Origin of the sequence: Flammeovirga kamogawensis, from assembly GCF_018736065.1 — a bacterium.
In the GTDB taxonomy this organism is placed as follows: Bacteria; Bacteroidota; Bacteroidia; order Cytophagales; family Flammeovirgaceae; genus Flammeovirga; species Flammeovirga kamogawensis.
On sequence record NZ_CP076128.1, the window covers coordinates 2,542,043 to 2,556,096 of the forward strand.

Here is a 14,054-nt window from a genome sequence, read left to right on the forward strand (position 1 = left end):
AGATATTAAGATCGCTTATAAATGCTCTAAAATTAAAAGCAGATTATCTATTTCTATATCTGCAACAGTAGCTTCTGTACCAAAATAAATTGTTGGTAAACCGTATTCTTTTGCTCCTTTAATATCTGTAATGGGATTATCTCCAATCATTATAGAATTTTCTTTTGACGCTCCTGCTTGTTGCAATGCAAAATCAAAAATTTTAGCTGATGGTTTTTTATGTCCGCAAGATTCAGAGGTAACTATTGTAGAAAAATATTGACCGATACCTGTAGTTTCTAGCTTTATAGCTTGTGTAGCATCAAAACCATTTGATAAAATATGCATCGTATAATTTCCTTCTAAAGCAGCTAGTAACTCTCTAGTACCGGGTATTAAATTGGGTTTAGTTGGGCATATTTCTAGGTATTCTTCTCCAATTGTTGGAGGCGTAGTAGTTGGATCTAAACCAATAGTTGTATAAGTCATAGGAAAGCGTCTATCTCTAATTTCTTCTTTTGTGACTTTACTAAAATTATACAGTTCCCATAACTCAAAATTTGCTTTTCTATACGCTGATAAGAAATCTTGAAGAGCTACATTACCATCACCAATATCATATTTATGGAAAAGGTAAGTAAGAGTTTCTTCAGAGTTTTTTTCAAAATCCCATAATGTATGGTCTAAATCAAAAAATATATGTTCGACTGTATCTTTATTCATGCTTATATCTTTATACCTATCACTAATACATCATCTACTTGATCATAAGAACCTTTCCACTCATTAAATGAATTTCTAACAACTTTATATTGTTGTTTTGTATCCATTTCTGCTATTTCATCTAATAAAATTTTAAAATTCTTATGCATTAATTTTTTACCTTTTTTACCTCCAAATTGGTCCTTATACCCATCTGTAGATAAAAATAAAGCATCTCCTTTTTTCACCTTAACTATGGTATCTGTAAAAGAGGTGTTTTTTTCTTCTCCAACAGCTTTTTTAGCTGTATTATAAAGGTTTAAATTATCGTTTTGTTTTAAATATACTTTTGCTCTTGCTCCACTAAATTCAATTTCTTCTCTATCTAAATGATAAGCAACAACAGAAATATCCATCCCATCTTGAATATAATTTGAGAGGTCTTTTAAAAGAGCAATAAACCTATTATTAATTTTATATAATATTTCAGATGGCTTTCTTACACCTTCAATATTAATTATATATTCTAAACTTGCTACACCAAGAACAGATAAAAAGGCTCCAGGTACACCGTGCCCTGTACAATCTGCACAAACCACATATTTAATATTATCAACCTCATATACCCAATAAAAATCTCCTGACACTTGGTCTTTTGGCTTAAAGAATATAAAATGATCACCTAAAAGTTCATTCAATTTATCTTTAGAAGGCAGCATAGATGATTGTAGCCCTTTAGCATAGCGAATACTTTCGTGTAATTTATTATTTGTAGAAGTAAGTTGTTCTTTCTGTACATTCACTACTTCTAATGCTATTGATAAATCGGCATTCTTTTTTTCTATTTCTGCCTTTTGATGTTTAACTATATCTAAACTATCTTCTAATTCTAAATTTAAAATTTTAGATTTTCTAAACGATTTATTGAGGTAACTGATAAGAATTATCAATAAAACTAAACTCAATGACGATATAAATAATAATGTTCTTTGATAGAGTAACAGTTTATCGGTTTGTTCTGCAGCAAGTTTTAAAGCTTTATTTTCTGCTTCTGTTTTTCCCACTTCAAAACCTAAAAGAATATCTGCCACTTCAATACTCGCCTTAATACTATCTGCTTTCTCATCAATTTCTAAAAAACTAGATAGTTGAATATTGGCTTTTCTAAACTGATTTGTTTTTGTATAAATTTCAGCTAAGCCCTTTTTCACTATTGCCTGATCTTTTAAACTTTTTCGTTCTACGGCAACAGCTAATCCTTCCTTATAGAGTTTCTCTGCTTCTCTGTATTTTTTGATCTTGAAATTATAATTTGCTTTTAAAATCAATAATTCTGCTGACCAACTATCAATAGAATTTTTAGTATATAATTGTTGAGCAAGATTAATGTAAGTGCTTGCTGAATCTAATTTATTAACTCCTAAATAACTATCAGCAATATTTATACAAGACTCAAGTAAATGTTTTGGAGTACCGTGTTCTTGTCTAATTAAATAACTCTGCTTAAAATATTTAATCGCCTTATCGAATACTTGCTTATCCTTATAAACAATACCAATATTATTAATAGCGTTAGATTGTCTTTTGGGTTTATCTTCTTCTAAAGCGAGATTATAAGCTTTATTGTAATAACTAATTGCTCTATCATATTGCTTTGTACCCAAAAGAATACTTCCTATTAGGGTATAAATATTACTGAGCTTAGACTTACTCTTAGCTTGAATAGCATATTTCTCTGCCAAAATTAAATTACGCATTGCTGTTTTTTCATACTGCATACTATGATAAATATTACCAAGGTTAGTGTATGTCATACATAATTCATAAGGGGTTCTAGAGGGATCTGTAGCAAGAAGATAATATTTCTGAGCACTGTCATAATTAATATTTAAACCATGATAATAAACACCTAAATAATGAGCAGACTTTCCCGCTCTACTTACATCTTTAATCTGATTAGAAAGACGTAAGGCTTCTTTTGCAAAATAAGCAGCACTATCGCTTCTTTGTTTGTAATGAGAGTAGAATTGTTCCAACTGCTGATCTATAATAACTGTATCGTTTAATACTGTTGTTAAACTATCTGATGGACCAAATAAAAAGAGAAGTACTATAATTGAAACACTCAACTTTATCGACTTTGTAGTTAGGTAATCGAATAACAGATATTCAAATATGGCATTAAGCTATTAAAAGATTTAGGAGATTAACTACATAAAAAGCATTTTCTATGATATATTAACATGTATTATTCCTAATTACATGATAAATATCATTTATGTGTAGGATGGACACTAATTTATTAAGAAGTCTTTTATTACCTTTGCACAAAATTGTAATACCATTGGTCTTCAATTTATAATTCAATAAATACAATATGGCACAAGTAGAAATGGTTCTTCCAGCAATGGGAGAAGGTATTATGGAAGCTACGGTTTTAGAATGGCTTAAAGAAGAAGGTGATTCTATTACGTTAGATGAATCGGTTGTTGAAGTAGCAACGGATAAAGTAGATACTGAAGTACCTGCTACTGTAGAAGGAATAATAAAAAAAATATTAGTTACTAAAGACGATGTTGTGCAGATTGGAGCTGCCATTGCAATTGTTGAAATTGCAGGCGATGATGCTACTGAAGCTGAACCAACAGTAACTACTACAAATAATACAGTAGAAAATGCTGCTGTACCTACAAATAATACAGATAATACAAACGGAATTAGTGCGAAAAGTGGAAATAGATTCTACTCTCCTCTAGTTAGAAATATTGCTAAAAAAGAAGGCATTTCGCAAGAAGTGTTAGATGGTATACCTGGTACAGGCAAAGAAGGACGTGTAACGAAAAAGGATATGTTAGATTTCCTTGAAAATGGCGTTACTACCCCTGTTCAGACAACAACCTCAGTTCAGAAACCTCCTGCTCCTTCTGTTTCTTCGGCTCCTAAAGTAAGTACTCCTCCTCCTGCTGTATCATTAGATAATGGTGATGAGGTTATTGAAATGGATCGTGTACGTAAGATGATTGCAGACAGAATGATCCAATCAAAACAGACAGCACCTCATGTTACTTCTTGTGTAGAAGCTGATATGACAAATGTTGTTTTATGGAGAACAAAGTCTAAAGAAGCATTTAAAAAACAAGAAGGTGCAAATCTTACTTTTATGCCTATCATTATCTCTGCAATTGCCAAAGCAATTAAAGAATACCCAATGATAAACGTACAAGTAGATGGTTCTAATATTATTGTTAAGAAAGATATTAATATTGGTATGGCTGTAGCTATGCCAAATGGTAATTTAATTGTTCCTGTAATTAGAAACGCAGACCGCTTAAGTTTAAGTGGCTTAGCCTTAAAAATTCAGGATCTATCTATAAGAGCTAGAGAAAATAAATTGAAGCCAGAAGAATTGTCTGGTGGAACATATACAGTTTCCAATATTGGTTCTTTTGGTAATACTATTGGTACTCCTATTATTATGCAACCACAAGTGGCTATTATGGCAATTGGTACTATACGTAAAAAACCTGCTGTAATAGAAACGCCACAGGGAGATGTAATTGGTATCAGACAGTTTGCTTACTTCTCTCATTCTTACGACCACAGAGTTGTTGATGGGGCTTTAGGTGGCATGTTTGTTAGAAAAGTAGCTGATATACTTGAACAATGGGATTTAGATTTATCTATCTAACATTTTATATACATAATATTCAAAGGAGAGTCTTTATTTTTAAAGACTCTTTTTTTGTCTTTCTTTTTTTTTGATGAAGTCTAAAATTGAACAGAATACTAAAAATTGTCTATATAAAGCATAGATTATTGAATAGGGTACAAAACCGAACACTTTTTGATAAATTATAAAAAATACCAATTGATTTAATTATATAATTAGTAAATCAATAAATAAAGATGAAAAAATTACAAATACAGTAAGAAAACACTGTTTAAATAGAATAGAGCAAGATTTATAAATCAAGAGCACTTTAAAATCTTTAAACAAACAGAATATTAACCACCAAAAACAAAAATAAACCTTCAATATATTTCGTGTAAACATTTAAAAATAGCATTAAATGAAATATTATTCTGAATAAACACACTCTAAATGTCCGTTTATGAACAACTTGTCCAAATTAGCAACAAATAAAGTGTATAAATATCACTTTAAAAACAAAATAACACACTTAAACAACTAACAGACAGATAGTTAATAAAACATGGCATGTGATTAGTATTACTAGAAATGTAATCAAAATCGAATTTCATTCTTATTATTTAAAAATATACGGTCATGAAAAATTTAAGAAATATCTTCGCAATCACATTAGTTACTTTATTTTCTTTAACAAGCGTATTCGCTTCGGGTACAGATAATGAAGATAACGAAATCACTAAACTTCGTAATAGTGTAGAAAATGCTTCAGCTAATGATTGGACTGTATATGCTGATGCTGCTGAAAGATGTATTGAATTAAAAACTAACTTAAGTGAAGCTTATGTTTGGTTAGATACAGCTTTAGAAATTGCACCAAATGCAAGAAATTACGAATTGAAAGGTGATTACCTAGCCCTTAACGGTGCTAACGATATGGCAATGGAAGCTTACCGTCAATCTATCCTTTTAGGAATGAACGACAGTGATTATGATATTCCTGCTGTACAAAAAAAATTATTGAAACTGTATAATAAGTAATAAATATAATTTCACACGAAATGGTGTTGATGTTAATTCGTCAACACCTTTTTTTATGTCTTTTTTTTAATGGAGTTTAGAAAATAATTTTAATAGAATTTGCTATAAGTTTTAACCTGCACAATTTAATAACATACTATCTATACCTATAATTTTCACATCCAATCAACAGCAATATATTACCATTTAAAAAGATCAAAAATGAACGACTATAACACTATAAACTAGATAATAATGTAAACCGAACACTTTTTATTAAAAACCATTCAAATAGCATAAAAAATTACAATTACAATAATTAAAAAGATGAAAAATAAATATTTTTACACTTTTAATAAAAATACACCTTATTTTTTATCAAATTATTAAAAACAGAAGTGAGATATAAATAATCACACAACGAAATGTATAAAAACCAGTACTAGCAAGACCAATAAAACATATACAAAATTACGCAAAACAATAAAAAAACAGTACAATATTCTTAATAAGTGTAAATAAAAAGAGTAAATCAGAATAATATTTGGATAGATTCTATAAAACATGACCGATTATGAACAATATGTTCAATTATGTAACCCAAACAGCGTTACGATTACACTTAAAACAGTAAAAAACCACAACAAATAATTGATAATCAGCTACTTATATACTATTGGCATTTAATTAGTAATAGTAGAAGTATAAAACATTTAGATAAAAAAACACAAACATATATAATCATGAAATCTTTAAAACAATTCTTCGTAATCGCACTTTTAGCTATCATCACTGCTGCACCTTCTTTTGCTGGTATTCATGACAATGAGGATAACGAAATTAATAAATTACGTGCTACTGTAGAAAATGCTAGTGCAACAGATTGGGCTATCTATGCTGACGCTGCTGATAGATGTATTGAATTAAAGAAAAATTTAAGTGAAGCTTATGTATGGATTGAGAAATCAATCGCAATCAATACTAACTCAGAAAACCTTGAAGTAAAAGGTGATTACCTTGCTTTAAATGGTGCTAAAGACATGGCTATTGATACTTACAACAAAGCAATCTTATCTGGAATGCAGGAAGGAAAAGATATCACTAAGCTTCAAAAGAAAGTATTGAAAATGTCTCGTCGTTAATCGATAGACATACTAACCATAAATACACAAAAAAGACCTTGATCATTTAAATGATCAAGGTCTTTTTATTTATATAAACTTTTATTCCTTACTCCCCTCTAACAGCACTAACAAAACCCTTTATATCTTTTGGTAAATCTGTAGACTGCCCAATCAGTTTTACAAAAGCAGAACCAATAATAGCTCCATTAGAATAAGAAGAGGCTTCTTTAAAAGATTTATTATCTGAAATACCAAAACCAATTAATCTTGGGTTCTTCAATTTCATAGCTTCAATACGTTTAAAGTAGTCTACTTGCTCAGAAGAAATTCCTGTTTTGGCACCTGTTACACTTGCAGAAGATACCATGTAGATAAACCCTTCTGTATTATCATCAATTTCTTTAATACGCTCATCAGAAGTTTGAGGGGAAATCAAGAATGTATTTCTAATGCCATGTGCGTTAAACATTTCTTTTAAGTTCATTTGATATTCAATCATAGGAAGATCTGGAACAATAATTCCATCAATCCCTACGCGCTGAGCATCTTTACAGAACTTTTCTAAACCATATTGCATTATTGGGTTAAAATATCCCATAACAACAACTGGTACATCTACCTCATTTCTAAACCCTTCTAATTGCTCAAACAACTTTTGCATTGTCATTCCATTCTCCAATGCTTGCTCATTACTTTGTTGGATAGTCGGACCATCTGCAACAGGATCCGAGAAAGGTATGCCAATTTCTATTAAATCTGCACCACTATCTTGTAGACTTTTTAAGATTGTTCTTGTATCGTCTAATTTTGGATAGCCTGCTGTAAAATAAATATTTAATACCTCTTCTGGCTTACGCTGAAATAATTCGTCTATTCTATGCATAATTTTGTTTTTTGTTTGTTAACTCCGAAAGTTACACATTCAAATTGAAAGCAAAAACTCATATCTTTTTAATAACTTGCAACGTTTAAAGTTTTAAGGCCAAAATAGGCTTGTTAAACTGATATATACTTTCTAACAAAAAGCATAGAAAATGATAAATTTCTGGAAATACCAAGGTGCAGGTAACGATTTTATTATGATCGATGACCGTAACAATACTTTTAATATTAACGATTTTGAAAAAGTTGCTTTACTATGCCACAGACGTTTTGGTATTGGAGCTGATGGCTTAATTCTTATTCGCTTAAAAGAAGGCTACGATTTTGAAATGGTTTACTTTAATGCTGATGGACATTTAGGAAGTATGTGTGGTAATGGAGGCAGATGTGCTGTTAGGTTTGCCCATACCTTAGGTTTATTTGAGAATAAGACATCGTTCTGGGCTGCTGATGGAGCCCACGAGGCAACCTTAGATGATAAACAACTGGTACATTTATTAATGAACCCTCCTGGTGACATAGAAATTAATAATGATCATTACTTTATGGATACAGGTTCTCCTCATTACGTTCGCTTTGAAAATGACCTTATAAATTTTGATTGCGTTGCTGAAGGTAAAGCTATTAGACATAATGAAAGATTTAATGAGGAAGGTACAAATGTAAACTTTGCTCAAGTAACAGGTAAGCAATCTTTAGATGTAAGAACTTTTGAGAGAGGTGTTGAAGATGAAACGTATGCTTGTGGTACAGGTGTAACAGCTTGTGCTATTGCAGCAAATATTGAACATGATATGCAAAGTCCTATTCAAGTTAAAGTTCTTGGTGGACAATTAGCCGTTGGTTTTACTAAGGTTAGTGATAAAAAATATACAAATATCATATTAACTGGACCTGCAACTCCTGTTTTTAAAGCAGAAATTGAAGGATAATTATATGTATTTTGTCTAGTCCGTCCATAGCGTTACAGATTTAGACTATTATATATTGATAGCATCGGGTGTAGACTCGGTGCTATTTTTACTTTTATAAGTTCTCATTTTTATTTCACTTTGCTGATGCATCTCAACAGGTGTCTTCATATAATTACTCCAATGAGGCCTTTCATTATTGTAAATATATACAGATTCTCTAATAAATTTATTCATTAAATCGAGATCATTAATTTTTATTCCTAAAATAAATTCTTGCTTAAGAATTCCGTTTATTCTTTCTGCTACCGCATTTTGATAAGGATCGTAAGATTCCGTCATCGAGCACAATACTTTATTTTCATGAAGATGTCGTTGATACTCGTGACTACAATATTGTAATCCTCTATCTGAATGGTGTATCATTGGTAAATCAACATAGTTTCTATTTTTCAGTGCTTCTTTTAATGCTGCAATAGCTCCATTTGCATTCAAACTATCTGATACGTTTAACCCCATTATTTTCTTAGAATAAGCATCTGTTACCAAGGAGAGATACATTGGGTTACTTCGCTCACCTATGTAAGTTATATCAGAAACTAATACTTGTTCAGGTCTATTTATTTCCAAATGCTCAATAAGATTTTTATGCTTTTTAAACCTGTGATGAGAATTTGTAGTGACATGATATTGTTTTTTAGGCTTGATATCGAGTCGATTAGCCCTCATGATATCAAAAAGCTTATCTCTACCTACATTTAGTAATTGCAATTCAGGAAGAAGTAATTGATATAATTTCCTTGTCCCTATTTTAGTTTGCTTCAAGCGAATTCTTTTCACTAAGTCTACTACTTTAGATGCAATACTATTATTCTTTTTTACTTTCCTTTTCGAACGATAATAAATTTGTCGATTTAACCCAAGCAATTCACAAGTCGGTTTGACTCCTATTTTTTCTTCTTTTTTGAATTGGTCAACCGCTTGGGTAAAGACTTTTTTCTAATAGGAATATTAAACTCATCCTCAGCAATATCGATCATCATATCAAAGAAAATTGCTTTTTTATCTGTTACGTAGAGTTGTTTTTCTAAAGAAGCTTTTTGTTTCTCTAATAATAGAACCTTTTGTTCTAGCTCCAATAATTTTTGTTCTGGTGTCTTTCCCATTTTTAAATCAGATTTATTATCCCAATCTAAATTACCATACTTTCTTATCCAAGTACGGATGGTACCATGACCTTGTATTCCATATTTAAGTCTTGCTGCCGTTATACCTATTTCCCCTCGTTCCACTTCATCTACAACTTGTAATTTAAAAGAGTAGCTGTAATCTTTTTGTGTACGCTTAGTGTACTGATATTCTTGATCTTCATTCATAATGTTACGTTTTGTGTAACACTAATTCAGGACGAGACATTTGACAGTAGAAAGGCATTGTTCTTAATAGGACAATGCCTTTTTTTTATAAAGTGTCTCACCCTGAGTTAATACTTACATTCAGTATTCAACATTAGGTTGATAGATATTGTCATTTGTTATCAGAGATAAAGTTTGTGTAGTAAGTACCTTAATAGTCAGATAGAACAGAATCATCGTTATATCAAAAAAGAGTAAAACCTATGTTAGAGTTTTAAAACTTTGATTCAGCAGAGCATACAATTTTAAGAATAGAAACGATAAGAATGATCCAACTTTCTAACAGAAATATCATACCTAATTTTAAAGCTCTCAAAACCTTAGCAACTTAGCGAAAATATCAAAATTGAAGATGAAAAATGATCCTTAAAACCAGGGTAACAAAGTCAATTTTTCATTATTGAGTAGTAAATTCTATCTAAAACCTCACAAAATGATTTCTTAAAATAAAGGATATATAAATCAATTTTGAAAAATAAAGAAATACGGCTATTATATTGATGATCTTGATTTTCTTCAACCTTTCTTAAAAGAGGTATTACTTTTGAATATTTTTCTAATCCAATATTAGCTTCAATAAGTAACCAATCTTTATGATCAGAATCAGGTTCTTTTTCTAAAAGAGATATAATCTTATCATATTTTTTATTATTAAGTGCTAAATATGATTTTTCTAGTATATTTTTAGTTTCATTCATACTACCTCTTGTTGAGTAGGAGTAACTAGTAGAATTTATTAATTTTTCATTACTCAGTTGAAATGAATAAAGAAAGAGACTTCCTAATAATAAAAAAGAAGCTGCAATAGAGCCGAATTTTGATAACCCATCATATTTCTTTTCTCTTTGTTTCATATTCATGATTATTCCATCTAACTCTCTTTTTCTATGAGTTATTTGAATTCTTTTTTCTATTTTTTGAATATCCATGTTGTAGTTTAAATTTTATTATTACTCATTAGATACCTAAAATTATTTTTGTAATCAGTGATCTTAAAAAAATTATAAGCACGAAGATATAATTGATAGAAGTTCTTCCTTATCATCCGTTCTGTTTTCAAAACCTTGCTTTAAATATTTAAGACATCGGCTTTTCTTATTTCTAATAGCTTGTTCTGATGAGTATTTATTGACAAAGCGATGTTGAATTTCTGAATAACTTAATTTATCAAAATAGTAATTCTTTAAAATTTTTTGACAGTCTTCTCCAATCCTGGAAAGTAAACTTTCAAAATACCTTTTACTTTCTAAGTCATCTTCATTTCCTAAAGGAACTTCTGATAATAAAGAAGAATGATCAGATACGTCATGTAATTGTGAGTTATATTCAGTTGTTCTGAGCTTTTTATTTTTTTCTATTGTTTTTAACCACATATTCTTAGAAACAGTGACTATGTAGGTTGATATATGTGAGGTCCCTTGAAATTGACCTTCATCAATACTCCATAATACTTTAGCAAAAGCATCTTGAAAAATATCCTCTGCATCTTCCAAAGATCCGTTCATTTTTAAAATGATGTGTTTGACAGTAGGAAAATACTTTTTGTAGATGTATTCAACAGTATACTCATAATTGTTTCTATTTTTTAAGTTAGAAACAATTTTTTCTGAAGTGAGATTATTTTTAAAAATTGATAATAGCATATTTAGAATAGAAATAATTATTGGGATCCTATCATTTTAAGGAAACTTGTTTTTAGCGACGGTTTTACAATAGCTGAAGAGTTTCCATTTAGAACCAAGCTTCCCCAAAACATTGGATTATTATATAATATCTTATTTTCATAAATGAAGTCTTTTTTTGCTTTCTGCAATGCTATATCTTTCTCCCATCCCTCTTTTAAGTAGTTATAAAAACTTGTTATTACACTTAAAGACACCTGATCGTTAACATTCCATTTACCTGCTATAATACTGGGAATTTTTGCATAAGCAAAAGCTCTTTGCAAACTCATATTTCCTTCTCCTTCCAGAAATGCACCATCGGCAGATTTACAGCTACTCAGTATAACTAGCTTCACTGAGGTTAATTTCAAATTTTCAATTTCTGAAAAAGAAATTACGTTTAAGCTTTCTAAAGGGTAAAGTTCAATACAAGACCTTTGAGGAATATTATTAATTTTTGTATGTGTCGCAAAATGTAGAATATCAAAGGATTCATTCATTAACATTCTATGTATATTTTCATAGTTTGCATTCTCATTTATCAATGTCTCATTTCCAATATTGAGAGCTTCCTGCTTAGAATAAGGGAGATTAATATTTGCAAATGGAGCAGCACTAAAAACGTTAAGAGATGAATTAAGGTCACTATTGAAAGTATCACTCACTAAATCATGATGCAAAGAAAAAGAATAACTTACAGCATGATTTTCTACCAAATATTTATTGTTAAATTTTAAAATCTCAAAAGGTAGTTTATTCAAAAGACCACTTTGCGAAATGACAAGTCTTTGATTATTAGTAGTTTTAATCCACTCTGGTAAGAGTACTTTACTTATTTCATTTAAACTTGTCAAAAACTGATTAGGTAAAAAATAGTTACTTTCTTGAATATTTTTAAGAATAGTATTCAGGTTTTCATTTAGCTTATCAGTTCTTGGAATCACTTTAAGATAAAAGTTGGCTTCGTTGTAACTGATACAGTAGATTTTATTGTTATTAAGATGATAAGAAATAAACGATTTATCTAAATAATGCGTTTGAAAAAATGGAATAATTTTTTCTGATGACAAAAGAGATGAATTAGATACTCGGTCTTTCTTCAATAAAAGTAATTCTTCATTATCCAAATACTGTTTAAAGGTAATATTTTTGATTCCTAATGACCTCCTATTTAAAATCGATGATTTTAAATTCTCTATAATTTCTATAGCATCCAATAAGTACTTCTGATCTTTTGTACTTTCATATTGTGCTGTAAAAAAGTCTACCCATTCATCCTGAACATATCTTAACTCTTGAATATGAAATAATTGATCTTCATCTTGGTGCTGATGAGTAATAAATTTTTTAAAAAGCTGATAGCTCTTCCTGTAGTACTTTTCTTTCTGCACCATAGACTTTGCATGTTTACCATAGTAATAATTTTGGATCATGAGTTCATATTTCAAACCATCACTCGTATCACCTTGTATTTTTATACTTTCATCTATGATAGCTTGTGCAGCATCTAAAAACTGTTTTTTATTACTTTCTGAGTAATTACACAGGGTTCTATAAATATTCGCCCCTAATATAGAAATTCTTTGATTGGGTAATTTTTTTGCTTTATGATAATATTCTAATGCTTCATTTAAGTGAAAATTCCGTTTCTTTTTATCAGAAATATCATAATAACAATTTGAAATATTTAAATGTGCTCTCGCTTTAAAAAAGTAGTGATCAAAAATTTCATCTTGACTGTAAAAAAAATCCCCTGAATCATTAAAATATGCTTCATTGTCAATCAAAAATTTTTGATAAAGGGTAATAGCTTTTGTATAAAGCTTGTTTTTTTGTAGAAAGGTACCATAATGATAATGGTGTATTCCCTTGTTTTTTTTGGGGGATGATATTATTGAATTATAAGTAGAATCAACATCTTCTTTATCTCCCAATAAACCTTTCAAATGTAGATTATTTGAAGAAAAAGTATAACTTATTTTTTCATTAGAAAGAATCACATTATTCAATATCTCTTTTGATAATGTATATTCATGTTTTATAGTAAAAATATGTTGCAGGTTATTTAAAATAAAGTGAGCACTTTTGATGGATTTGGTTTTCTTTAAATTAAATAATATTCCCTGTTTATAATAATACTCAGCTGAATCTAACTTTCCCAATTGATAATAATACTTCCCAAGAAGTCCATAAGCATTCAATTGATGAGACCTAAAAGGAATATCCTTTTCAAGTAGTTTAAACGATTTTCTTAAAAAATGAATTCCCTTTTTAAAATCTAACTTTTCTTTACCATAAATATGACCAATCGCATTATAAGCAAAAACTATAAAATCTTTATTTTCTGTTGTTACTGTCAGCTCTAAAAATGTCTCAATAGATTTGTCAAATTCATACCTATAAAACTCCTTAATACCTCTTTGTTTAAGCTCAATATCATTTGCATATCCATTTAATGATGAAAATATTGTAACAAATAATAGAGACCTTAGTAAAATGTTCATTGATTATTGTAAGTAATACTAAATTTTCATATGAACACAATTTATAAAATTGTGAAGTATTTAATAACAATAACAAACAACCGAAGACTTAACAAAACCTAACATTGATTACGCAACCGATTGTTATGTATATTTACTAATACTTTTCGTTTTTTAGGTTGTTACAAAGAATTTTAACGTTCTAAGAATATTATTTTTAAAATA

The 14,054-nt window shown here is 29.5% G+C and carries 12 protein-coding genes; 4 read left to right on the top strand and 8 right to left on the bottom strand.

The window, feature by feature from the left end:
- Positions 1–15 precede the first annotated feature (15 nt).
- Together KM029_RS10075 and KM029_RS10080 are read right to left on the bottom strand one after the other, a co-directional pair.
- Entirely contained in the window at positions 16–702 is a 687-nt protein-coding gene (locus KM029_RS10075) for a YjjG family noncanonical pyrimidine nucleotidase (RefSeq protein WP_144073174.1), read from the bottom strand.
- Between the two features lie 2 nt (positions 703–704).
- A complete protein-coding gene (locus KM029_RS10080) occupies positions 705–2,810 on the bottom strand; it encodes a tetratricopeptide repeat protein (RefSeq protein WP_144073175.1) in 2,106 nt (701 codons plus the stop codon).
- Positions 2,811–3,058: 248 nt separating this feature from the next.
- On the opposite strand from KM029_RS10080, the gene KM029_RS10085 reads away from it, so the two are divergent.
- From KM029_RS10085 to KM029_RS10095, 3 genes are all read left to right on the top strand, one after another.
- The gene (locus KM029_RS10085; protein ID WP_144073176.1) at positions 3,059–4,369 is read left to right on the top strand and encodes a dihydrolipoamide acetyltransferase family protein; all 1,311 of its coding nucleotides are present in this window, start codon (positions 3,059–3,061) and stop codon (positions 4,367–4,369) included.
- Positions 4,370–4,969: 600 nt separating this feature from the next.
- The gene (locus KM029_RS10090; RefSeq protein WP_144073177.1) at positions 4,970–5,371 is read left to right on the top strand and encodes a hypothetical protein; all 402 of its coding nucleotides are present in this window, start codon (positions 4,970–4,972) and stop codon (positions 5,369–5,371) included.
- Positions 5,372–6,093: 722 nt separating this feature from the next.
- Entirely contained in the window at positions 6,094–6,492 is a 399-nt protein-coding gene (locus tag KM029_RS10095; protein WP_144073178.1) for a hypothetical protein, read from the top strand.
- An 88-nt stretch (positions 6,493–6,580) separates the two neighbouring features.
- Here KM029_RS10095 and trpA read toward each other — a convergent pair whose 3' ends face one another.
- A complete protein-coding gene (trpA, locus tag KM029_RS10100; RefSeq protein ID WP_144073179.1) occupies positions 6,581–7,357 on the bottom strand; it encodes a tryptophan synthase subunit alpha in 777 nt (258 codons plus the stop codon).
- A 151-nt stretch (positions 7,358–7,508) separates the two neighbouring features.
- On the opposite strand from trpA, the gene dapF reads away from it, so the two are divergent.
- Positions 7,509–8,288: a diaminopimelate epimerase gene (dapF, locus tag KM029_RS10105; protein WP_144073180.1), complete on the top strand. Its 780-nt coding sequence runs from the start codon at positions 7,509–7,511 to the stop codon at positions 8,286–8,288.
- Positions 8,289–8,336: 48 nt separating this feature from the next.
- Here the strand turns inward: dapF and KM029_RS10110 are convergent, their stop codons facing one another.
- The 5 genes from KM029_RS10110 to KM029_RS10130 form a co-directional block, all read right to left on the bottom strand.
- Positions 8,337–9,194: an IS3 family transposase gene (locus tag KM029_RS10110; protein ID WP_205125431.1), complete on the bottom strand. Its 858-nt coding sequence runs from the start codon at positions 9,192–9,194 to the stop codon at positions 8,337–8,339.
- 20 nt (positions 9,195–9,214) lie between these two features.
- Complete coding sequence (locus KM029_RS10115) at positions 9,215–9,643, bottom strand: transposase (protein WP_205125432.1); 429 nt, start codon at positions 9,641–9,643, stop codon at positions 9,215–9,217.
- Positions 9,644–10,068: 425 nt separating this feature from the next.
- Complete coding sequence (locus KM029_RS10120) at positions 10,069–10,611, bottom strand: hypothetical protein (protein WP_144073181.1); 543 nt, start codon at positions 10,609–10,611, stop codon at positions 10,069–10,071.
- A 72-nt stretch (positions 10,612–10,683) separates the two neighbouring features.
- Entirely contained in the window at positions 10,684–11,325 is a 642-nt protein-coding gene (locus KM029_RS10125; RefSeq protein ID WP_144073182.1) for an RNA polymerase sigma factor, read from the bottom strand.
- Between the two features lie 17 nt (positions 11,326–11,342).
- Positions 11,343–13,850 (bottom strand): CHAT domain-containing protein, encoded by a 2,508-nt coding sequence (locus KM029_RS10130; RefSeq protein WP_144073183.1) that lies wholly within the window; start codon positions 13,848–13,850, stop codon positions 11,343–11,345.
- Between the last annotated feature and the right edge of the window lie 204 nt (positions 13,851–14,054).